The sequence below is a fragment of the Persicobacter sp. CCB-QB2 genome (assembly GCF_001274635.1).
Classification (GTDB): domain Bacteria; phylum Bacteroidota; class Bacteroidia; order Cytophagales; family Cyclobacteriaceae; genus Persicobacter; species Persicobacter diffluens.
This window is the reverse complement of the sequence record NZ_LBGV01000001.1, coordinates 769,271-792,852: the sequence shown is the minus strand read 5'-3', so window position 1 is coordinate 792,852 and position 23,582 is coordinate 769,271. Positions and strand designations below refer to the sequence as shown.

General features: G+C 43.3%; 20 protein-coding genes and 1 pseudogene. 12 read left to right on the top strand and 9 right to left on the bottom strand.

Translation table 11 applies throughout. From position 1 onward, the window contains the following. Positions 1–17: 17 nt before the first annotated feature. From NG22_RS03675 to NG22_RS03670, 3 genes are read right to left on the bottom strand one after another with little or no spacing between them, the layout of a single operon-like run. A complete protein-coding gene (locus NG22_RS03675) occupies positions 18–992 on the bottom strand; it encodes a hypothetical protein (RefSeq protein ID WP_157600848.1) in 975 nt (324 codons plus the stop codon). After that, positions 980–1,114, bottom strand: coding sequence for a hypothetical protein (locus tag NG22_RS18270; protein ID WP_367379221.1), 135 nt, complete (start codon positions 1,112–1,114; stop codon positions 980–982). The genes NG22_RS03675 and NG22_RS18270 overlap by 13 nt, the downstream gene beginning before the upstream one ends. Continuing rightward, positions 1,104–1,862: a LysR family transcriptional regulator gene (locus tag NG22_RS03670; protein WP_367379220.1), complete on the bottom strand. Its 759-nt coding sequence runs from the start codon at positions 1,860–1,862 to the stop codon at positions 1,104–1,106. The genes NG22_RS18270 and NG22_RS03670 overlap by 11 nt, the downstream gene beginning before the upstream one ends. Before the next feature lie 98 nt (positions 1,863–1,960). Between NG22_RS03670 and NG22_RS03665 the strand changes: the two genes are divergently transcribed. The 3 genes and pseudogenes from NG22_RS03665 to NG22_RS03655 all read left to right on the top strand — a co-directional run bounded on the left by NG22_RS03665 (position 1,961) and on the right by NG22_RS03655 (position 3,974). After that, a complete protein-coding gene (locus NG22_RS03665) occupies positions 1,961–2,278 on the top strand; it encodes a hypothetical protein (protein WP_053404465.1) in 318 nt (105 codons plus the stop codon). Between the two features lie 190 nt (positions 2,279–2,468). Beyond that, positions 2,469–3,424 (top strand): annotated as a pseudogene (locus NG22_RS03660) (sodium-dependent bicarbonate transport family permease). Positions 3,425–3,575: 151 nt separating this feature from the next. Further along, positions 3,576–3,974 (top strand): hypothetical protein, encoded by a 399-nt coding sequence (locus NG22_RS03655; RefSeq protein ID WP_053404464.1) that lies wholly within the window; start codon positions 3,576–3,578, stop codon positions 3,972–3,974. A 110-nt stretch (positions 3,975–4,084) separates the two neighbouring features. Here NG22_RS03655 and NG22_RS03650 read toward each other — a convergent pair whose 3' ends face one another. After that, positions 4,085–4,369 carry a hypothetical protein gene (locus NG22_RS03650; RefSeq protein WP_053404463.1) on the bottom strand — a complete coding sequence of 95 codons (285 nt, stop codon included), beginning with the start codon at positions 4,367–4,369 and terminating at the stop codon, positions 4,085–4,087. A gap of 266 nt (positions 4,370–4,635) precedes the next feature. After that, positions 4,636–6,189, bottom strand: coding sequence for an arylsulfatase (locus NG22_RS03640; protein ID WP_053404461.1), 1,554 nt, complete (start codon positions 6,187–6,189; stop codon positions 4,636–4,638). A 375-nt stretch (positions 6,190–6,564) separates the two neighbouring features. On the opposite strand from NG22_RS03640, the gene NG22_RS03630 reads away from it, so the two are divergent. From NG22_RS03630 to NG22_RS03615, 4 genes are all read left to right on the top strand, one after another. Next, on the top strand, positions 6,565–7,539 hold the full coding sequence (locus NG22_RS03630; RefSeq protein ID WP_053404459.1) for a helix-turn-helix transcriptional regulator: 975 nt from the start codon (positions 6,565–6,567) through the stop codon (positions 7,537–7,539). Positions 7,540–7,544: 5 nt separating this feature from the next. Then, on the top strand, positions 7,545–8,414 hold the full coding sequence (locus tag NG22_RS03625) for an AraC family transcriptional regulator (protein WP_053404458.1): 870 nt from the start codon (positions 7,545–7,547) through the stop codon (positions 8,412–8,414). A 74-nt stretch (positions 8,415–8,488) separates the two neighbouring features. Continuing rightward, positions 8,489–9,244 carry an MBL fold metallo-hydrolase gene (locus NG22_RS03620; RefSeq protein WP_053404457.1) on the top strand — a complete coding sequence of 252 codons (756 nt, stop codon included), beginning with the start codon at positions 8,489–8,491 and terminating at the stop codon, positions 9,242–9,244. Between the two features lie 261 nt (positions 9,245–9,505). Further along, positions 9,506–11,518, top strand: a complete 2,013-nt coding sequence (locus NG22_RS03615; protein ID WP_053404456.1) for a right-handed parallel beta-helix repeat-containing protein — start codon at positions 9,506–9,508, stop codon at positions 11,516–11,518. 83 nt (positions 11,519–11,601) lie between these two features. Here the strand turns inward: NG22_RS03615 and NG22_RS03610 are convergent, their stop codons facing one another. The 4 genes from NG22_RS03610 to NG22_RS17975 form a co-directional block, all read right to left on the bottom strand. After that, positions 11,602–12,513, bottom strand: a complete 912-nt coding sequence (locus NG22_RS03610; protein ID WP_172674312.1) for a hypothetical protein — start codon at positions 12,511–12,513, stop codon at positions 11,602–11,604. Between the two features lie 212 nt (positions 12,514–12,725). Beyond that, a complete protein-coding gene (locus NG22_RS03605) occupies positions 12,726–13,601 on the bottom strand; it encodes a DUF4437 domain-containing protein (protein WP_082304974.1) in 876 nt (291 codons plus the stop codon). Between the two features lie 1,400 nt (positions 13,602–15,001). Beyond that, the gene (locus NG22_RS03590) at positions 15,002–16,780 is read right to left on the bottom strand and encodes an HAD-IC family P-type ATPase (protein ID WP_216597588.1); all 1,779 of its coding nucleotides are present in this window, start codon (positions 16,778–16,780) and stop codon (positions 15,002–15,004) included. Then, entirely contained in the window at positions 16,780–17,679 is a 900-nt protein-coding gene (locus NG22_RS17975) for an HAD-IC family P-type ATPase (protein ID WP_216597587.1), read from the bottom strand. The genes NG22_RS03590 and NG22_RS17975 overlap by 1 nt, the downstream gene beginning before the upstream one ends. A gap of 1,020 nt (positions 17,680–18,699) precedes the next feature. On the opposite strand from NG22_RS17975, the gene NG22_RS03580 reads away from it, so the two are divergent. The 5 genes from NG22_RS03580 (at position 18,700) to gldG (ending at position 23,580) form a co-directional block, all read left to right on the top strand. Next, positions 18,700–19,083, top strand: a complete 384-nt coding sequence (locus NG22_RS03580; RefSeq protein WP_053404451.1) for a CAP domain-containing protein — start codon at positions 18,700–18,702, stop codon at positions 19,081–19,083. Positions 19,084–19,140: 57 nt separating this feature from the next. Next, entirely contained in the window at positions 19,141–19,659 is a 519-nt protein-coding gene (locus NG22_RS03575; protein WP_053404450.1) for a TlpA disulfide reductase family protein, read from the top strand. Between the two features lie 565 nt (positions 19,660–20,224). Further along, positions 20,225–21,133 (top strand): gliding motility-associated ABC transporter ATP-binding subunit GldA, encoded by a 909-nt coding sequence (gene gldA / locus NG22_RS03570; RefSeq protein WP_053404449.1) that lies wholly within the window; start codon positions 20,225–20,227, stop codon positions 21,131–21,133. 30 nt (positions 21,134–21,163) lie between these two features. Beyond that, the gene (gene gldF, locus NG22_RS03565; RefSeq protein WP_053404448.1) at positions 21,164–21,892 is read left to right on the top strand and encodes a gliding motility-associated ABC transporter permease subunit GldF; all 729 of its coding nucleotides are present in this window, start codon (positions 21,164–21,166) and stop codon (positions 21,890–21,892) included. 2 nt (positions 21,893–21,894) lie between these two features. After that, positions 21,895–23,580 carry a gliding motility-associated ABC transporter substrate-binding protein GldG gene (gene gldG, locus NG22_RS03560; protein ID WP_172674311.1) on the top strand — a complete coding sequence of 562 codons (1,686 nt, stop codon included), beginning with the start codon at positions 21,895–21,897 and terminating at the stop codon, positions 23,578–23,580. The last annotated feature ends 2 nt before the right edge of the window (positions 23,581–23,582 follow it).

The following is a 23,582-nucleotide window of genomic DNA, read 5'->3' as shown; positions in this document are numbered from 1 at the left end:
CCGATCTCCTCTCCCCCTTAAAGATCTCTTGTAAGTTTTAAATCCAAGCCATATTTCCGCTCCACCTGATTCAGCCGTTTTTCATTTTCCCATGGGCGCATGCCCACCCGGCCCCGATTAATATTGACCTCCGCTTGTTGTACTTTGTCCGGGGCGTTCAACATCCCATAAGCATTTTCAGCTCCCTGTGTGAGCACAGACCAATACCAATCTTCCACCCAACCGTACACATAGGGGGAAAGGAATCCTACCTGAATGGCCTGAAGTAATTCAGGCTTCATCTTTAAATAAAGGGTATCTTTTTCGGAATAGTCCTGAGAGATGCCATTATGATGAGAGAGCATCACGGAGAGCCAAATAGATTCTCCTACCATGCGTTCTCCTGGTACGCCCACCAAATCAATAATTTTTTGAATTTCTTGCAGGTGCTTTTCACTTTGAATGGCAAAGACTTCCTCGGCAAATTTATTCCGTTTGTTTTCTGAAAATCGAAATAAAGATTTAAAAGCCAATGCCTGATCTTCCCTGAACATGGCTTCCATTTTCCGGGCAGGCGGGGAATCCAATTTGGTTTCATATTCCCGCCGATAATCCGCTTTTTCCTTTTCCAGCGATTTCCAATCATCAATTTTCTTCAAGGGACGAAATAGTGAAAAATCTTTGATCTCCCGCCATTCCAAACCGGCCTTCATGCCCAACTCCAGCCATTTCAAAGCAAGTTCATCTTCTCCGGAGATAAAGGCACATTGCGCTCCCACCCACCAATCCCGCTGAAACACAAATTCATATTCCGAAAACAAGGCATGGTACAGCACCGTGGCCGAATCAAAGTTTTCCAGCATGATCTGGTCTTCCACTTTCAGCACCTGCTGATGATAATGCCGGTAATCCTGCTGCGCATTTACCACCCGGGCACCCAACAAAAACGCCAGTGCGCACAACCACATTAACACCCTGTTCCTACTCCCTATGATCAGTTCTACATATACCATTCAAAGTGTAATTTCGCTAAAGCCTCTTTCCGTTCAGAAAGAAACTCCAAATAGGCCTTGGCCGCCGGACTATGTCGCTTTCCTTTTAACCAAACCAACTGCCACATCGTCTTAATCGGCAAACCCTCCGTGGGTATAATTAAATAAATCCCCATTTTCCAGTTCATGTTTCGTCCCGATCAAAGGAATAATGGAATAACCCAGCCCGGCAATCACCGCCTGCTTTACCGCCTCATTAGAGGTCAACTCCAAACGCTTACGGTTTTTACGGGATTTGAGAAACTCATCCATCCCCTTCCGGGTAGCAGAGCCTTTTTCCCGGAAGATAAAAGGGCGATCCGCATCAAATTGCTCTTTATTCCCCACCATATAAAGTTTGTTCTCCAGCAAATCAATGGATTCCAAATCCATTCGGTCCGGGCGGACAGAAACCAGTGCGAAATCCACCTGATTCTGTTTCAGACTTTCCACCACCAAAGACTTATTGGTAACGTCTAGTTGAAGGTCCACCGCATGGTGCAAATCCAAAAATTCCGCTAAGAAGTAAGGCATCACATATTTACCGGTAGAAACTACAGAGATTTTCAAACTTCCTGATAGCTCCCCACTGTATTCCTTGGTCTGAAATTTAATTTCCTGCGCCTCTTTCACTACGCGGCCTGCCATTTCCGCAATTTCTTTCCCAAAATCTGTTATATAAATTTTTCTTCCCACCACTTCCATTAAAGGTCGATCAAACTGTTGCTGAAAATTGCGCATTTGAATCGACAATGCCGGCTGAGTCATATGCATTGCCTCAGCAGCGCGGGTTACACTCTCCTGCTTGACCACCTCCAGAAAGATCTGTAATTGATGTAAAGTATAATTCATAACGTTTGTTTATGTATTCAATAACACTAATATATAAAAATATATGGAATTTTTCATCTTTCTTTGCGTCAACAATCAAAAAAACCAAAGTTAAAATCATGAAGAATAAGCATTTAACTCCGGCGGCAAAAATCACCTTCCCTAAGACGCGTCAAATCACCCTGATCAACAGTGATTATCAAAAACCCGAAGCGGAAGAAGTGGTTCGGGATCTGATTCGCTCAAAGATTAAATTCTTAAAGCAAAAACAGTTTTCCATTTTGGAACGGTTTGGGGTGGAATCAGGGCATTTAAACCAAAGAGCTCAGGAATTACAGGAGGAATTAGATTCTTTAGAGGATTTACTACAATCTACTGTGAACCCAGAACAAGTCCTGTCTCTTCACTGCGAAATCAATATCACTTTTAACCCTTAACTGCATGATTAGTAGTCAAATCTTCTGAGGAAATCCTGAGATTTTAAGGAAGTGATTTCCGATTATCTGGAAAGCATAGCCACACTGCTTTTTGATAAATGAATCAAAGTCACTTCCAATTTGATTTTTCCACTTCAAGGAATCTACCCATAAAATACACTTAAACAGTTCATAGACGATATTATTAATAATGGATCTTCAGCTAATTATTGAAAACCTCACCAACCCTGCCCTTCTATTTTTCGCCCTGGGTATCATCTCAGTACAACTCAAAAGTGATTTAAAAATTCCGGAAGGTTCCTCAAAATTCCTTTCTCTCTATTTATTATTTTCCATTGGATTCAGGGGTGGACAAGAATTAGCCCACTCCACTTTTACCATGGAAATGGCCGGCATGATCGCCTTCGGTATCATCATGGCGCTATTGGTTCCCATTTATACCTTCTTTCTGCTCAAAAAGAAGTTCTCGGTGGAAAATGCCGGGGCCATAGCAGCGGCCTACGGATCCATCAGCGCCGTTACCTTTGTGACCTGCGTCGCATTTTTGGAATTACAAAATATTCCCTTCGGTGGGTATATGATTGCCACGATGGCGCTGATGGAAGCCCCGGCTATTATTGTAGGCGTACTACTGATTTCGGCTTACAAAAAACAAAATCAGGTCTGTATGAAATCCATCGTAAAGCATTCTTTTACCAATGGATCCGTCCTGCTTATTTTAGGTAGTCTGGTGATTGGCTTTATGGCCAGCGAGGAGCAAGCGCAGGGCATCGCCCCCTTACCAACCAACTTTTCAAAGGTTTTCTGGCCATATTTCTACTCGATATGGGCATTGAAAGCGGTCGAAAATTATCCTCTCTTTTCCGCAAAGGCCCCGGCCCTTTTATCTTTGCAACGGTTATCCCATTGATCAATGGGGTCGCTGTAGCTGCCCTGAGCGGGGCTTTAAGTCCGAGTGTGGGAGACCGTTTATTGTTGGCTATTTTGGTGGCCAGTGCGTCCTACATCGCGGTGCCTGCAGCTATGAAAATTGCGGTACCCCAAGCCAATCCAGGGCTGTATATTCCCATGCCGCTTGCCATCACTTTTCCATTTAACATCACATTAGGAATACCGATCTATATGCAGGTAATACATTGGTGCTAAAAAAATGGTCACCAAAATGAAAAAAGCCTTTGTGTACCATTTTGAAACTAATCTTCCGGCTTAGTCCAAAAAGAAATTAAGTGTTGCGTTCAAATTTGATTGCTCCAACAATGGCAAGAATTTCTTCACTTAATGGTCATTGAAATTTCTTATGAATAAGATAAGATTTATAAATAAAAATAAACTCCCTCTTTTGCGCACCTTTGTAGAATTATTAAAACGAAATGAAAACCACATGTCAAAAACCAACCCATTAACAAAGCCAGACACTCCACACGCTAAAAGTAAAACCATCACTTTGATTGATAGTGATTACCAATCATTAGAGGCCGAGGAAGTGATTCATGACTTGATACTTTCAAAGATTAAATTCCTGCGGCAAAAGCAATTCTCTAATATGGAAAGATTTGGGCATAAATCTGCTCACCTGAGCCAACGTGCCAGCCAGTTACAACAAGAATTAAATGAGTTACAACAACTTTTAGATTGCCAAAATAATCCGGAACAAGTTTTAACCATTCAATGTGAAATTAAAATTTCCGTAAATTAATTCAGGGGGAAATAAGTTGATCAAATAGGATACACAAACCACCCTTATTGCAATCAAACACAAGATACATTGCCTTTACAATCCCCGACAGTATACTGACGGGGGATTTTTTATCTTAGCTGGAACAAAACTTCCGCCAATTCCACATCAGGTGCTTCCAGTATTTCATAGGCATCCGGTATGCCTGCGGCCAGTTCCGAATCCCTGAAGGCCTCCATGGCATCTCGATTTTCCCAAATGTAAATACCACCATAGCCTCCCTGTGTACCGAGCTTCACATAGTACTTCTGAATCAGGCCTTCCAATTGCTCAAATTCCTTGGCCCGTTCTTTGGCCCGCTCCAACAATACCTCCGCGTCTAATGCAGAGTGAATTCTAATTATTTGAATGATCATCGTGCTTGTTTTTGATTCACTCCTTATAAAACCCCCGAAAGCTATTTTTGATTTTTGTTGGTGGCTCCCGATTGAAAGGCGAAGGGATAGAGCAGGTCTGTTTGAGCTCCTTTTTTTCGCCTTAAAGCGAAGCGGGCGCAAAAAAAGAGCGAGCTGCGAAAGCCCGGCTGAGTTTACGAAGCGCCCCAAAGACAATGACCCCATCCCAAGAGGAATGAGGTCCGATATGAAGAGATTCTCCTCGTTTGCAGGAGATTGAGATTATTTTAGTTATTGGAACCCGTTTTCATCATATTGTTCAACACATCTTCAATGTTAAACTTGGCGGGTTTTTGGCGTGGTGGATACTCCTGGAAAGTTTTCAGCATCTCCCCTACCTGTGCTTGGGCAGGAACCGCCAGGAATTGTGCTACGCGTTCCATCCACTCGTAATAGCCATTGGCATCGGTTGAGGCACGCTCATAAGGATCCATGCGTAAGTCAAAAATCAAAGGAACACGCAGGGCGGTGAAAGGCTCCATCCAAACCCGGAATTGATGGGCTTTCTGCTCCATAAACACCAACTTCCATTGGTCAAATCGATAGGCTACCAGGTCGCCATCATCACTCCAGTAAAAGAATTCTGTTCTTGGCCATTCCTGCCCCGGCTTTTGCTCCACCAAATTCGGCAACAGGTTGTAACCATCCACATGCACCTTGTAGGTCATGTCACCAATCTTATGGCCTTCCTGTAGTTTTTCAACAATATGCTCATCCCCGGCAGCGGCCATTAAAGTAGGCAACCAGTCCGTATGAGAGGTAATGCCATTCTCCACAGTTCCGGCCTTAATCTTAGCCGGCCATCTGATGGCGAAAGGTACGCGGTAACCACCTTCCCAGTTGGTGTTCTTTTCTCCACGGAAAGGCGTGGAAGCGCCATCAGGCCACATATTAAAGTGGGCGCCATTGTCAGTAGTATAGATGACGATGGTATTCTCCGCAATATTCAGCTCATCAATTTTATCCAACAGCTCGCCGATCTGATCATCGTGTTGCACCATACCGTCGGCATAAACATTCAAACCGGTTTTCCCTTTGTAATCATCCGGCACATGGGTATGGTAGTGCATACGGGAAGGGTTAAACCAGCAAAACCATGGGGTATCTTCGTTTTCTTTACGCTCGATAAAGTCTATGGTCGCATCCAAAAATTCCTGATCGATGGTCTCCATTCGTTTTTTAGTCAATGGGCCGGTATCTTTCACCTCACCATCTGCGGTGGACTTAAGCACCCCTCTAGGACCGAATTTCTTTCTAAAAGCCGGATCCTTCGGATAGTTCGGGTGCTCGGGTGCTTCCTCGGCATTCAGGTGGTACAGATTCCCAAAAAACTCATCGAAGCCGTGCGCCGTAGGCAGGAACTCATCGCGATCACCCAGGTGATTCTTACCGAATTGCCCCGTTGCATAGCCCAGTGGCTTCAGCAATTCTGCCAGCGTAGGATCTTCTTTTCGAAGGCCCAGATCCGCTCCTGGTAGTCCAACCTTGGTCAGTCCCGTCCGTACCGGCATCTGTCCGGTGATAAATGCAGAACGTCCGGCAGTACAGGATTGCTCGGCATAGTAATCCGTAAATTGGGCTCCTTCATTCGCAATACGATCAATATTGGGCGTCATATAGCCCATCATTCCTTTGTTATTATAACTCACATTGGAGATCCCGATATCATCAGCCATAATGACCAAAATATTCGGTTGCTTATCCTTTCCTTTTGCCAGGGAAAGCTGTGGGGCAATCAATCCGATTGCCAGCACAAGGCTGGTAAAAATTCTTGTATTCATATCCTTATTTTTAACATGATCAATAGTCGGAACAGGCCCAAAGTCCGGAACCGGAAATGGAGCTAGGGTGCTACAACATTTGTTGATGCGACTATCTTCCGGTCTGTAGTATTCTGAATTTGTAAGGCCGGCGAAGCTTTTCTGAAATATGAAGCAGGTTGGATGGAGTATCGATATTTTCCCTAAGGTCAAGCCTCCCTTGGGGCTTTGGCTGACGATGATGATAAGACAAAGGTGGGAAAGTTTCCCCGGAGGATTGATTCAAAATTGATGCATCCGGCATTCAAAAAAATTCCAAAATGTGCAGGGGAATGTTTAGTTTTGGCCAGCAAACAAGCCTGATCGTACTGGCGTGGGACTAAATTTTTAAAAACCATGGGGAAAGAAATATTGGAGCTACATACCATTGAACAAATACCCGGACACCTCTATAAAAAGCTGGAGGAAACCTTTGGTGGGGAATGGAATGGAACAACTTTTCAATCGGATAGCGCGCTGGGGAAAATTGAAATCACCTCTCACCAATATCCCAATGGGGCCATTATTGCGCTGGCGGATTACCTCTTGCATGCTCCGGTGCACATCACGAATCAACCTCAAAGTGAGGAATCTATCGTGGCGATCCAGATCGGAATTCATGGTGATATGGAGGGCAACCGACATGCGGATGAAAATGCCGAGGGCATTCTGATTTATAATGCGAACCAGCCTTTCAAGCTTTTTTTTCCCGCCAATAAAAATATCCGATGGATGTCGGTGCGTTTTCCCCTTTCCTTTTTCGAGCTGTGGACCGCTACCAGTCCGAATGGCACAAAATTGTTGAATATTCTGCAAAGCGAACAGAACTGGTTTTACTACCACCGGCTTACTCCGGAGCTGGAAGCGCTGGTGCGCTCAGCATTTTTGCACATCAAAGATGACAGACTGGGCAAGCCTATTCTCTTTGCTCGTGCCTATGAAATCACCGCCCGACTGGTGGCCATGATCGATGAAGGCACAGCATTTAATTTGGATCAACCTAAGGTTCATCCGGATGATTTTTATATCATCCATCAGGTTAAAGAAGATTTGCTCTCCAACTTCAACAAGGCTCCTAATATTGAGGAACTGGCCGAAAAATACGGCATGAGTAAATCAAAATTACAGCGCACCTTTAAAATGGTTTTTAATGAACCCATTAAAAGCTTTTTTAATCAGCACCGCTTAGAAGAAGCCAACAGATTGCTCACCTATACCGAGAAAAGCATTTTGGAGATCAGTGAGGAATTGGGCTTTCACAGTGCCTCGCATCTGAGTAGAACTTTCAAACAGCAATTTGGCTATAGTCCGAATAGTCTGCGATCAAATTAAGCCCAATGAAACATATCAAATTTAATAAAACCATCTGTGGGGTAGATTTCCTGCTGAACGTTTTGGAACTCCGGCAAAACACCAATTCCCTCATTTTGGGAGAATGGCAGTCTGCCGATTTTTTCCAGATTGTTTTTGTGGAAAAAGGTAAGGGGAAGCTACAATTGGATGAGCAGAACATTACGCTGGAGAATCATATGGTGCTCTTTATTTCCGAAAATCAAAAATACCGCTGGGACGTTCAGGCTGAAGATCTGCAAGCGACCATCCTGATTTTTCAGGAAGATTTTCTGAATGAATTTTTCTCCGACAAATACTTCACCTTCCGGCTGCTGTACTTCTATCAGACCGAACTCCCTTTGAAAGTGGGCATCTCCCCGGATTTGGAGGCGGATTATTTGCATAAACTCCGGGAAATCAAAATCGAACTGGAAAATCCGGAAAGCGACAGTGTGCATATCATCCGTTCCATCCTGTATTATATCCTCATTCAACTCAACCGAACTTACGCCAGACAACAGCAGATCAACACCGCCATTACCAATGACAATATTGCTTATGAGTTCCGGCGATTAGTGGAGCAACATATTGTGGCTAAACAACGGGTAGCGGAATATGCTGCCCTCATGAAGGTAAGTCGAATTACACTGAATAAGGCCGTGAAGAAACATTTCAATATCACCTGCAGTGAGTTTTTAAAGGCGAGGCTGACCTATGAAATCAAGATGCAACTCCTGTTTTCCAACCATACCATAGAAGCGCTGGCACAAATCTTTCATTTTTCCGAACCCAACCACCTTTCCCGCTTTTTTAAAAGTCAGACGGGAGAAAGCCCCAGCGAATACCGACTGGCTTATCAAAATGGTAGGAATTGATGGAAAGGTGGTAGCCACTTAACTCCCGGCATTTTAGATATTTGAATCATTATTAACCACTAATAAAATTCAAAATGGGAAACACCAGTATTCAATTAATTCGAAATGCCACACTGAAAATCAATTATGCCGGAAAAACGCTACTCATTGACCCTATGTTGGGCGAAAAACACAGCATAAGATCATTTGTGGTGCCGGATCAAAATTTAAACCCGACCGTGGATCTAAGCATGCCGGTCAGTGATCTCCTGGAAGGCCTTGATGCTATTTTCCTCACGCATGCCCATCCGGATCATTTCGATCCTGCCGCTATGGAAATGCTTCCGAAAAACCTGCCATTTTTCGCTCAGCCTTTTGATGCAAAAATGCTCGCAGATAGTCCGTTTGAAAATGTGAAGGTCATTGAGGACAGCACCGAATTCGAGGGCATTACCATACACCGCACAGGAGGAAAACACGGACCGGAGCAGGTATTAGAAGCCTTAGGGCAGGTCTCCGGATTTGTATTGCAAGCGGAGGGAGCCCCGACGATTTATATCATTGGAGACTGTCTTTGGGATGCGGAGATCGAAGGTAATATCGAAAAATATAATCCTGAGGTGATTGTCATGAATGCCGGTGGTGCTATTTTCATGGGTGCAGACCGTATTCTGATGGATGAAGAGGAAGCGATAAAGGTGGCAAAAAAAGCTCCAAATGCGACTAAGATTGCTGTTCATATTGAGTCTTTGGATCATTGCCAGGTCACCAGATCTTCCCTTGCGGAAAAAGCCCAACAGGCAGCAGTGGAGCTTCTGGTTCCACAAGACGGAAGTATCATTGAGCTTTAGTTTTGGAAAAACATCGCGTTACCGTTAAGCAATCCCGATTAATGGTAACGCTTTCTTTTCTTCACTTTTTACCTCAAAAAGGAGATTAAACCAACATTAGGTGGCAAGAATAACTGAAAAAAATTTAAAACCGCCCTCTGCTTTATCCACTCACAAAACACCCCCTGCTTTCCCTGATATTTTTAAACATCCGGAGCAGCATCTTTTACTAATTTTTGTATCGAAATAATTCCGTGAAGCCTTAAAAAGGATTTTTTTGATATGATTAGAAATTTTAATTGCCTGTTTTTTCTGTTGGCCCTGTCCCTTTCGGCAAGCGCCAAAGACTACCATGTGGATGCCCGGAATTCCACAAAGGGAGATGGTTCCAAAGCCAACCCTTTTCAGACGATTCAGCAAGCGGCCAATATTATGGTCAAAGGAGATGTTTGCTACATCCATGAAGGAACTTATCGGGAAACCATCCAACCTAAAAATTCCGGCACAAAATCGAAGCCCATTGTATTCAAAGCCTGGGCGCAAGATAAAGTGATCATCAGCGCTACTGAGGCCGTGACCGGCTGGGAAAAGCACGAAGGAAAAATCTATAAAAAAACAGGGGTTTCCATGAATTTGGCCGAACGCAATAATGTTTATTGGAATCATCGAAAGATGCAGATTACCCGTTGGCCGAATGATATCGACAATGACGAGTACACTTTAGATGCCGCCTATATTGACCTGGATAAATCCACTTGGTCGATGTCCTATATCAGCAATCAGGATATTCCGGCCATCGACTGGACGGGTGGCATCATTCATTATCTGGGCGCTCACAGCGGTTGCAGCTGGGAACGCACCATTACCGGCTTTGATCAAGCGTTGGGACGTATCTCTTTTGAAACCTTGCCTGACAAATGGCCCTTTGGCAAAACCCATAGCCCACAGCGTTTTGAGAATGGACACCGTGGAATTTTCTATCTGATGAATAAACTCGAGGCGCTGGACGCCCCCAACGAATGGTATTATGATGCCGCACAAAAAACTTTATATTTTTATCCACCAAAAGGACTTCATCCGGATCAGGCCCAGGTGGAAGTCAGCGCGCGTCAGCAGGTGGTCGATCTACGTAAGGATTATATCGAACTGGAGGGCTTGAATTTCTTCGGTGGCATGGTGACCATTAATGGGAACTATAATAAAATGACCAACTGCATGGTGAAGCATGGTGCAGAACGCCTGATCACTAACCTCAAGGGCGCTGCGGTAGCAGATGCCGCGGTACAGATCATGAAGGGAGAAGGAAATGTGATTGAAAAATGCGTTTTGGAAAATGGCAGTGTGAATGGCATTCTGCTGGCCAAAAATGCGGTTCGAAATCGTGTAGAAAATTGTATCATCCAGCATTTTAACACCATAGGCATTCATGCTTCTCTGATCAATAGCCACGGGCCGGAAAACAAATTCTTTAAAAACTCGGTCTACGGTTCTGCCCGAGATGGAGTAAAAGTATCCGGTGACAATAGCGAATTTGCGTACAACCACGTGCAGAAAAGCCTGATTTCCGGTGCAGATGGTGGCTTGTTCTATGTTACCGGCAACAGTGTCCCCAGAAATATTGAACTTCATCACAACTGGTTCCATGATGCTTATGGGGCAAAACATGCCGGCAAAAAAGCCACAGGAATTTATTTAGATAATAATTCGGCCGGCTACATCGTTCACCATAATGTGGTGTGGGACATTGAATGGGGAGGGCTGCGCTTCAACTGGAATGCCGTCGAAAATGAAATTTATAACAATACCTTTTGGAATGTCGGCCCGCCGGAAGAATCCCTTATCGGAAGTTGGGTCCCGAAAAGAAATGAGGTACGGACGAATGTCAAAGACAATAAATTATACAATAACATTTGTGATGTGCGTCCTTGGTGGCTTTCCGGTGATGGATCAAAATTCAAAGTAGATGAAAAAGAATACAGCGGACCGGAAGCAGATAATGAGTTCGACTACAACGTGCAATATGAAACGGTACCATTCCATACGGATATCAAGAACAAGTTCATGCCGGTAAAGGGTTCGCCGGTCATCAATCAGGGGAAGAAAATCAAAGGCATCAACCACAAAGGATACAAGGGAAGTGCTCCAGACTTGGGCGCTTACGAGTATGGTGGAGATTATTGGATTCCGGGAATAGACTGGACGCCAAAAGGTTTTGCCTGGACGCCTTCAAAGGATTACCTGAAGATCGGCGATGGATTCAAGCCCCTGCCCGAAAAATACAACCAGACGAACTAGGGATGTGCTAAAAATAAAAAAGGCTCTAAGGGAATGATCAACTCCCATAAAGCCTTTTTTTCTTCCAATAGCTGAACCAATATTTACCTCACCGTCAGAATAATTCGCTCCGCAATTTCTTTGGCGGTGGTCACTTTAGACAAATCTTCATAAAGTTCTCCATCCTGCCCGGAATGATGGCCATGCCCGATCAATTCCATAATTTTGTGCGTTTTTTTGTCCAATTCAGAGGCCTTTAAAGTCGCCGCATATACCAAAGAAGGCTGGCCCACTACGCCGGATCCGGAGTAAATAGGATCATCCGGAAAGCGGTCCTTAGAATAGTACTCATTCCAGTCAAAGGACTGATTCACTTCCATCATCACGCGGTATTCCTGCCCACCTTTCGGCTGATGCTGACTGTTTATCACAAAGCTTTTTACCGGCGTAGCTCCGGACACGCCATCCAAATCAGGAGCGGCTTCCAAAGGAACATACAAACCATCCGAAGCCTGGATTCCTCTTTTATGCGACCAATAAGGCAGTGCCTCCGGCCTTCTTTGAATGCCCGGTATTACCTTATCCCCTTCCCGTTTGGCGATAGCGAAAACGCTGGAAGAGATAGATTGCGAAACATAAAGCGTTTGAACATAATTTCCCGCCGTGTCTTCCAACCAAATGGCAAACAAGGGGTGCGTAAAGGCAGGTCCTTTTTTGAATTCCACACTAAAGGAACGCTCCCCCATCGTTTTGTTCATATCGATGATTTCATAATCAAAGGAAGCTTCCACCTTGCCTAACTGTTGAGCGCGGTACTCATTGCCCCATTGGTATAAATAATTCACCATAGCATTACCCGAATAAGACAGGTAAACCAGCACCAGCAATCCCGTAAAAATCGCCAAGCCACTCCAGTTTTTAGCTTTTCCTTTGGGCGCCACCTTTAGGTATTGCTTCAATGGTTTCTTATTGTTGAAAAGGTGAAATAGCACCAATATCAAAAAAAATAAGGCCATCAAGGTATGTAAGGCAACCACCCACTTTTGGAAGGGTATAAAATAGAGGAGTATACCCGTAAGCGATAATATTGCGAAAACAAAAAATAATATATTTCCTAAAACCCTTCTGTTCATCTCATCAATAAATTTAATCACCCCAATTTTTCGCCAGCCCTCCTAAGAGCATTCCTAATGCAAAAAAAACTGGTCGACTTTATCCTAAAACCGGATTATTTTAATTCAAATTCTCCATTGGTTCGGATATAGAGCACCAGCTCTCCTTCCCCTACAGATAATTGATGATCACCCTTATCCGAAGAAGCAAAATAACTTCCGGGGGGCAATTTCACGGCCTGCTCCAATTTTGGAGATTGATATTGAGGTTCCCCTTTGATCACCACCGCTTTGAAACTACCCGCATGATTCACCAATTTCCCTTCAAAACCCGCTGGTAATTTCAGCATGCTTCCATAAAATTGCTGCTCATTTTTATCTCCCCAGAGCATGGCCACCTTCGCCTGTGTTTGACTACCAGCCACTGATTTACTGATCCACCGAATATCCGCCGCATTCAACCAAACCATATTCGACTGATCCATATTCAACGGAACCTCATCGGTATGGAAGGCCTCCTCGATTGGTTTTACCAGATAGGGCCCCTCTTCAATTTCGATATAGGCTAACAAATTTTCTCCTTTAGCTGAAGTAATGTGCACTTGCCCCTTTGGTTGTGTCCAGAATGATCCGGCAGGCATCCACTCGTTCTCTGCTTCCGGATCATCATTATGAAACAGACCGTTAATCACCACTCCTCTGTAGGATACATTATGAATATGAGGAGGAGAAGAAAATCCATCAAAAGGCTTTAACAAAAATCCTGTTGCTTTCGTGCCGTTGCGGTCTCCCCACAGCGTACCAGCCATAGGCGCTTTATCTTTTCTGGCCGGATTCAGATAGGTCCAATCCACCTCGGAGGCCTGCACCATTTCGTATTTGCCACCCTGATGCCCCAAGGAAGCTTGCTGCTTTTTTGAATTATCACTTGATGGTGCGCAAGCCATCATCGATAAACCTATGCCCAATAGGATTCCTGTTAAATTTCTCATGTTATTTGCTTTTGGGATAGCACAAAAGTAACAAGTCCAATACCCCAATACAATAACGGTCAGAAAGGATAGTGACCCTTTTTTTTAAGAAATAAAACACCAAGCACCTAAAAAACAGCGCATTAAACCCAATCAGAAAACCGAAAAAAGGAATTTCAAAGGTGATTTCATCAGTCCCTCGATTCAAGAAATAATCCAAAACAGAATCGTTCCTTTCACTTTCAGTAGAAGAAAAAAAACGGCTTCAAAAGCGAACTAACCGTCCACTCTTCTTTCCCGGATATTCCTGCTATACCCTGAAATCCCCCCTTGTTTAAAAATAAATCCGTCCCCTGAAAAACCGGCTAGGTGCGTATCGGATTTATACCAATTTAGTCTATTAAGCGAAATATTATTTGGGATATCAAATTTCAATTGAAGAAAATATCTTTCCAATCCCTCAAATATAGCCTTCAGGGCTAGTTTGACTTCAACGCACAATCACGGCTTTTTCACAAAACTACAAATGGGCAAATTATAGGAATGATCTAGTTCCCAATGGGCGGCTATTTGATTTGAGCGCTTGTTTATGAGTGAGCTTACACCCTTTTACAGTTTTGACATTATGGTATAAACCCGAATTATTCACCGCTAAATTTATTATCAAGGCGCAAGTAGTTTAAATTCACGTCATTAAATATTATTTTCTTTGAATTATAATAGCCCAAATTTGGGCAAGCTTGCTTTCTCCTCATTCATCTGCTTCGTTGGAAAAAACTCGAAATAGGAAATTATTCCTTCATTTTTTCCGCCTTGCAGCTAAACGAGGATTTAAGCATGAATAATCCGGGTAATATCTTCCACATCAACCCTCAGGCCTTGATCAATGGGCGGATAGACAAAGGTGCTGCTGGCGAACAGAAGGCATCATAGCGACATTTCTGCAATACTTTACCAGTCTCGTGTCATCTGCAAATGTCGCCTTGATGGATTCCGTCAGCAGGTGCTTTGTCCCGCCGACATTGATCACAGCCTTGATTTTTTTGTTTCGTTTTTTATCAAGAAAAAATGAAAAATAAACGATTAATTATTCAGCATAAGGCGTTCCATGGCTGAACTAGCTTTTTATGAAAAAACCCTGAACGCACAATTTATGGCCAAAATAATATTTTGTAATTTTAGGGAAGTCGATTATAATCCGACAGGCTCCTAGGAGAGTTTTAAAAGCCAAAATTCGTAGCGAAAATTTGATTATTGCAGAAGCAAAACCCGATTATTTTGAAAGAATAGCATTGCCATTGTGGAGAAATTATCCAAAATCGCTTCCAATAATTAGAATTTAAAGCCGGATGGTATGCTTTTAAACACGCCCTAAAGGACTATCGCCGAAAAGCTGCCCGGCTTTCCGAGAGAAATCTCTTCTATCCCAGCCTGCGCTTCACCAATTTTTCCACTTCCACTAAACCAAACAGCAAGCCACTGGCTGCCAGAATCCTCATCCAATCCGCACCGCTGATGGACACACTTCCGAAGAGCTGATTCATCACCGGCCAGTAAGTAAATAGCATTTGTAAAAAAATCATCACCAAAATACCAAGTATTAACCAATGATTACTAAAAAAGCCAATCTTAATGGGGGAATGATGCAAGGAGCGGCAATTCAACAGGTAAACCAGCTCCGCAAATACAATCATATTCACGGCCATCGTTCGGCCATAAGCAATAGAATGGCCCTGTTCCAAGGCAAAACGGTAAATGGCAAAGACGGCAATAACTATATAAGCACTCACCCATAACAAACGAAAGACCATTTCCCGATCCAAAATGGGCGCATCTGCCGCGCGGGGCAGCCGGTTCATCAAATTCCATTCCTTTCGCTCCACTGCCAGGGTCGAACCCAAAAAAATGGCCGTACTCATATTAATCCAAAGAATTTGCAAAGGCAGAATAGGTAATGCTACGCCCATAAGTGCGGCCATCAGAATGACCATTCCCTCCGAAATATTGGTCGGCAATGTCCAGCCAATAAACTTAATCAGATTATCCAGCACCGCCCGGCCCTCTTCAACGGCTGCCCGGATAGTAGCAAAATTATCGTCCGTCAAAATCATATCTGAAGTCTCCCGGGCTACCTCTGTCCCCCCTTTCCCCATGGCCACCCCAATATTCGCCTGTTGCAAAGCCGGTGCATCATTCACTCCATCACCAGTCATGGCAGCAATATGCCCTTTTTGCTGAAGCGCTTTCACCAACAGCAACTTTTGCTCCGGACTCACCCTTGCAAATACGGCATACTCTTCCGCCAATGGTGGGATTTCCTTTTCCTCCAAATCATTCAATTCCAAACCACTCATCCCCTTTTCCGCATTGTTCATACCGAGCTGTCTGGCAATGGCCTGAGCAGTACTTTTATGATCTCCGGTAATCATTTTCACCTTCATTCCTGCCTTCTGCACTGCATCGACCGCCTCAATAGCCTCCGGACGCGGAGGATCAATCATGGCATGCAATCCAAAAAACTCCAGGCCAGATCTAACATCCGACTCTTCCACTTCGGACTGCTGCGCCTTTATTGCCTTTCCCGCAAAAGCCAAAACCCGCATCCCCTTCTCCCCAAAGGCCTCTGCCTGTTGAAGAATCAGTGCTTTTTCAGACTCCAATAAAGTATCACAGAAAGTCATGATTCTTTCCACAGATCCTTTTACATATAAAATATTATTAGTGAAGCCCTTATGTAAAGTAGCACTATACTGATGCTCAGACTCAAAAGGTATAGCATCCAGCCGTGGAAAGTCCACCATTAACTTGGCCGCATCCAGTCCGGCTTTCTGGGCCACCACTATTAATGCGCCTTCCGTCGGATCACCGTTGATCTCCCACTCCTTTTCCTGCACCAATTGGGCATCATTACACAGATAACCACAATGCAGCAAGGTGGTCAGACTCCTCTCTTGCAGGGCATTTATTTTTTGCCCTTTATAAAAAATTTCTCCTACCGGTGCATAGCCCACTCCACTAACCGAATAGACCTTGCCTTCACAATAAAGCGCTTGAACAGTCATCTGATTTTGGGTGAGTGTACCGGTTTTGTCCGAACAAATCACGGTAGTACTCCCCAGCGTCTCCACTGCCGGCAACTTTCGGATGATGGCTTTCCTTCGGGCCATACGGGAAACACCGATGGCCAACGTGATAGTCACTACCGCAGGAAGCCCTTCCGGAATAGCCCCACCGCCAGTGCTACTCCCTCCAAAATCACCTCCTCCAGGCTATGCCCACGATACAGACTAAGCGCCATGGCGAATAAGGCCAATGCCAGAATTATCCATAATAAACGATAGGCGAATTGATTAATTTTTTGGGTTAAGGGAGTTTCCAACACTTCTGCCGAGGCAATCATGGTGTTGATTTTTCCCATTTCCGTATCATTTCCGGTCGCCACCACTAAGCCTCTGGCGGTACCATGAGTCACCAATGAACCAAGGAAAGAAAGGTTTTTTCGGTCTCCCAAAGCCACTTCATCGGGAATCACCGCTATTTGTTTTTCAACGGGTAATGACTCCCCGGTTAAAGCTGATTCATCCACCTGTAGCGCCCTTTCGGAAATAATCCGAATATCAGCGGGCACCTTATCGCCAGCGTTGAGCTGGATAATATCCCCCGGCACCAACTCTTGAGCCGGAACAATTTGAAAAACACCCGCTCTTAAAACCTGCGCCTGGGCCATTAAAGATTTGGATAAAGAAGCAATGGCTTTCAGGGCTTTCAGCTCCTGTACATAGCCAATAATGGCATTAATGGCCACCACCCCGAAGATTGCGCCCATCTCCACCCATTCTTCTAAAAATCCAACCGCAATCCCGGCAACAATCAATATATAAACCAATGGCTGCTGAAATTGCTTGAGGAAGAGTTTCCATTTGGATTCTCCTTCTTTGGTGGCAATTTCATTTTTCCCAAACCGTAATTGTTGGGCTTCCACCTGGTGACCTTTCAGTCCATGATAAGGATCGGTGGAAAATTGAGACATGAGCGCTTCCACTTCCTGTTGATAACAGAGCTTCCGGCTATGTTTTGTTGATAAGATAGACTCTTCCATGCCAAAAATCTTTAAACCCATTATAAAAGGGGCAATGGTGAACAATGGAGTGCCTGTTGAAGTAGGTTATACTAGTATATACGATCCAAGAAAACTAAGGGGCAGTCATTTAAACCGAATTATTCACCACTAGATTTAGAAGATCATCTTAACCCGAATCAGGGCTTTTTCATAAAAAGCTAGATCAGCCATTCAATACCTTATATTGAATAATTAATCGTTTCTTTTTCATTTTTTCTTGAAAAAAAACGAAACAAAAAAATCAAGGCTGTGATCAATGTCGGCGGGACAAAGAACCTGCTGACGGAATCCATCAAGGCGACATTTGGAGAGAGCGGGAGATTGGTGAAATATTGCTAAAATGTCGCTGTGATGCCTTCTGGTCGCCAGCAGAACCTTTGTTTATCCGCCCATTGATCAAGGCCGGACTGTTGATGTGGAAGATTTTATACCATAACGTCAATACTGTAAAAGGTAGTAAGCTTACTCATAAACAAGTGCTCAATTCAAATAGACCCTCATTGGGAACTAGATCATTCCTATAATTTGCCCATTTGTTGTTTTATGAAAAAGCCGTGTAACCCGAATTATTCACCGCTAATTTATCAACTAAGTATAAGCGACTTGACTTCAGTTTATTATAATTTATTTTCATTAGTTTATAATAGCCCCAATTTGGGCATGCTCGCTTTCTCCTCACTCATTGGCGTCTTTTAAAAAACCCGGAATTGGAAGGACCTCTTGATTTCTCCGGCTTGCGGTGCAAGGAGGATTTAAGCATGAATATTCAGGCCTATATTCCTGACTGCCTTTCCATGATAAAGGATGCCCCGGGCCAGGCCTTGGTGCCGTTACCTTCAAATTTGCCAGGAAACAAAAGGGGCCACTGTCCATCAAATCGTTTCTTTCATTGCCTTTAGGAATTTAATATCCATTACCATAACTTGGGTGAAAAGTTCAGGAGATTTTCCAATCCTGTGATTTGAGGGATCCCCTTTAATCAAAACTCCCGATGACTATATGACCAAGATTTATTTTTCCATCCTTTTATTCCTGCTTCCATTTTATAGTGTCCGACAAAAGAATGAGATGAAATCCTATTTGGAAATTGTGAATGCTTACCGGGCCTCCAAAGATCTGGCAACCTTAAAATGGGATAATTATATGTACAGCTTCGCCAAAAAAAGAGCTGAAGCCCTCCAATATGAGTACAGCACAGCGCATTTCAGCAAGGATTGGAAAATTAATATCCAAAGGCAAGCTGATATTCGGCTTAATCCAATCGATGTCTGGATGGAATCTCCGGAATATCAGAAAAACCTGAATAGCCCCTATCTGGTCAGTTCCTGTATTGCAAAATATGAGGTGGAGGGTACTACCTATTATGTGCAATTATTTCGATAAAGCAACAAATAGCCGCAAGAAGACGAATTACTCCCTTCATTTATTGTAAAATTGCATATGAATAAAGCAGATGTATTAATTCGACTAAAAAAACATTGGCTGGACATCCTTCTTGCTGGATTTCTGCTGGTGCTCGTTTTTATGCCTAATCTTCGTGCTCCGGTATTGGGCCCCTTACAGGGTTTAATATTAAAAACTGGAATTTTTCAACCTTCAGAATCTGCTGAATTGGAGAACATGCCCGAGGCAGAATATCAATGGATACTCTTAGATGAAAATGGGGAAGAGATTCCATTCGAAGATTTCAAAGGCAAAACAATCTTTTTAAATTTTTGGGCTACCTGGTGTCCTCCCTGCATTGCAGAGCTACCGGATATTTTAGCGCTGGAGGAAAGAACTGATCCGGAAAAAGTAGCCTTTGTACTGGTAAATATGGACAAGGAACGGGAAGCCCTCGAGAAATTTTTAAATAAAGGCCCTAGATTCAATACCTATAGGTTAAAGGCAGGCTTACCGGAAGTATTCCGCTCTCAGGTATTACCGACCACTTATGTCATTTCCCCAATGGTAAAGTGATCTCGACTAAAAAAGGAATGGCGAAATATAATACGGACCACTTTAAAACATATTTAGAGAGTGGAGGTCAAAAATAAGAGACCCTGTCCTCAACCAGATTATTCCTGCTTAAGAGCGTTTTTAAAAGCACACCATCCGGCTGCCAATTCGAGATTTTGAAAGCGGTTTAGGTTAATTTCTTAACAATAGCGATGCTATTCTCTCAAAATAATCGGCTATCGCTTCTGCAATAATCAAATTTTCGCTGCGAATTTTGGCTTTTACACAACCTCTAAATCCTCGTTGTGCTACCAGGTGGGAAAAATGAAGGAATAGTCCCCTATTTTGAGTTTTTCCAACGAAGCAGATGAAGGAGGGGAAAGCCTGCTTGCCTAAAATTTGGGCTATTATCAAAGCCCTAAATACAATCTTATTGAAGTGGAAATAAGTCCTTTAAGGCGATCTTCTAAAGATAGCGGTGAATAGTTCGGGCTAAAAATTGGAAATAATCCGGCAGCTGCGGCTTTCAAAATTGAAAATTCAATGAATTTATGCCATTATTGCAGCAAGGATAATTCATTTTAGTGTGTCTGTAAAAATCAACAATCTCTGCAAAATATACGGCGAACAAAAAGCCGTGAACCAAATATCGTTCGAAGCCCACCCGGGAGAAATCCTGGGATTTCTGGGGCCTAATGGGGCGGGTAAATCCACCACCATGAAAATTTCTACAGGCTATTTAAGTCCTTCTTCCGGAACGGTGGAGATTTGTGGGATTGATGTGACGGAAAATCCTTTACAGGCTCGAGCTAAAGTGGGATATTTACCGGAAAACAATCCGCTATACCTGGACATGTACGTGCACGAATACCTCCGTTTTGCGGGTAAAGTCCAGGGCTTGAGAGGTTCATTTCTGGCCAAGCGGGTTTCCAAAGTGGTGGAGATGTGTGGTTTAGAAAGGGAGCAAAACAAAAAAATTGGACAGCTTTCCAAAGGGTATAAGCAAAGGGTCGGATTAGCACAAGCTTTTATTCACGACCCGGAGGTTTTGATTTTGGATGAACCTACTACCGGACTGGATCCCAATCAATTGGTAGAAATACGTCAATTGATCAAAGAGGTGGGTAAAAATAAAACGGTTATTTTTTCTTCTCATATCATGCAGGAGGTACAAGCCCTCTGCGATCGGGTAATCATTATTGATCAGGGCAATATCATTACAGATCACCCTATTAATGACTTAAAATACAAACTGGAAAAACAGCATATTTTATTAGAAATTCAGTTTGAGGCGGACTTAAAGCCGATTTTGGACCTTGAAGGCGTTGAGGCTGTGGAAGAAATTGGGGCACTGAAATACAGAATTGTAGCCACAGGGCAACAAGACCTTCGTTATTTTATCTTCCAGGCTGCTGCTCAAAACAACATCCCTTTAATTGAATTAAGCCGGGAGCAATGGTCTATTGAAAAAGCATTCCAGGAGTTAACCTCTTAAATAAATAATTGAATCCAATAGCAATTTGAAATGCTACATATATTTTCTAAAGAAGTTAAGAATTTCTTAAACTCACTCATCGCATATGTGGTGATGGGGGTATTCTTAGTCGTTACCGGGCTGATTGTTTGGGTTTTTCCCGAAACCAATGTTATTGATTATGGCTATGCCGAATTAAGCTCCCTTTTTAATCTGGGTCCCTATGTATTGATGTTTCTAATTCCTGCAATCTGTATGCGTACTTTTGCAGAGGAGAAAAAAACGGGCACCCTGGAACTCCTGCTCACCAAACCGATCAGTGATATACAAATCATTGTGGGGAAATTTCTGGCAGCCTGGTTCTTGGTCATCATTTCGCTCATCCCCACCCTGATTTATTGTTTTTCTTTAATTCAATTAGCTTCCCCGGTGGGCAATATTGATTCTGCCGCCATAGTGGGGAGTTATTTCGGGCTAATCCTGTTATCAGGTATTTTTACCGCTATTGGTATTTTAGCCTCCTCTTTAAGCGAAAATCAGATTATCGCTTTCATTACGGCCATTTTCCTCTGCTTCATGATGTACTCTGGCTTTGATTCCATTAGCAATATCAATATTTGGAGTGATTACTCCCCGCTCATCAACCAGTTGGGAATTTTATCTCACTATGAAAGCATGAGCAAAGGTTTAATTGACTCCCGCGATTTGTTTTATTTTGGCTCGGTGATGGTGGTCGCACTGCAATTTACCCGAATGAGTATTTCCAGTAGAAAATGGTAAAAATGAAAGAAAAATTTCACAGCCTAAAAGTAAGGGATATTCTGATCTCACTGATTGTGTTGATGCTGGCCATTAACCTCAATTTATTGGTAAGCGACTACTTTTTTCAGGTGGATTTAACCGAGGAAAAAAGATATACCCTGAGTGAGGCCACTAAAAACATCCTGACAGATCTGGATGATGTGGTCTACATCGACATCCAGCTGGAGGGAGATTTTCCGGCAGGATTCAAAAGGCTCAACCGAAGCATTCACGAGACGTTGGAGGTTTTCCGCTCCTATGCCGGCGATAAAATTCAATACAAATTCACAGATCCTTCTCTGGCCAAAAATAGCAAGGCCCGCAATCAATATTACCAGTATTTGGCAGATTTAGGCATACAGCCTACCAATATTCACGCCACTGAAAACGGCAAAAAAATTGAAAAGATGATCTTCCCGGGCGCCATTGTTTCCTATGGAGGCCAGGACATGGGAGTCATGCTTTTTAAGGGGAATAAATCGGCACCACCCCAGGAGCGATTGAACCAATCTGTGGAGGGTGTGGAATATGAATTAATCTCTGCTATCAAAAAGCTCACTAATATTGAGCGAAAAAAAGTAGCGATTTATAATGGAGACCGGAAAATCAAAAATAAGGCATTAGACGGACTTCAACAGGCACTAAAGGATGATTATGATCTGACCTTCATCAAAAATATGTCAGAACTTTCGAATTACCATGCTCTGATGATGATCCGTCCCCAGCAACATTTTAGCGATCGGGAACAGTACATCATAGACCAGTTTGTGATGCGCGGTGGGAAGCTATTGGTTTTTGGAGAAAGTTTCGAGATCAATACCGATAGCTTAAGAACAGATGGCTCTGCCTTTGCGCTTCAAAAAGATTTAGGAGTGGCGGACCTTCTATTTAAATGGGGCGTGAAGGTGCAGCCCAATATCATTCAGGATTTAAATGCGGGCACCTACCCGATTGTCACTGGCAATATGGGGGATCAGCCTCAAATTCAACTGATGCCTTTCCCTTATTATCCCCTGATTAATGTTTTCGGTAAAAATCCGATGGTGAATAATCTGGATGCGGTTAAAACGGCATATGTTTCACCTCTGGACACCGTAAAAGTCAAAGGCGTACAAAAAACAGCCTTAATGTATTCATCGCCCTATTCCCGGAAGGTAACGGCGCCGGTCTTAATAGAGCTTACCAATATGAGAGGGCAAATAGACCCTCAGAAGTTTAATCAGGGACCTATTCCGATTGCCTACTTACTGGAAGGAAATTTTCAATCTATTTATAAAAATCGATTCCTGCCAGCTTTCGCAGATCAGGTAAATTTCAAAAAAGAAAGTGCCCACAATGCCATTGTGGTTGTGGGGGATGCTGACATACTGATCAACGAAGTAAACCCGCAAAGCGGAGAACCGGTCGCTTTAGGAGTTGATCCCTTCAGCCGACAGGATTTTGCCAATGCAGACTTTGTGCGGAATACCTTGAATTACCTTTTGGACGAAAACGGCATTATCATCGCCAGAAATAAAAGTGTAAAAATCCGCCCGCTAGACAAAGTCAAAGTACTGGAAGAAAAGCTATTCTGGCAGGTATTAAACATCGGATTGCCTGTCCTATTGATCTTAATTTTTGGAATTGCCTGGTATTTTATTCGCCAGCAACGATTTGCCAAATTCTAACA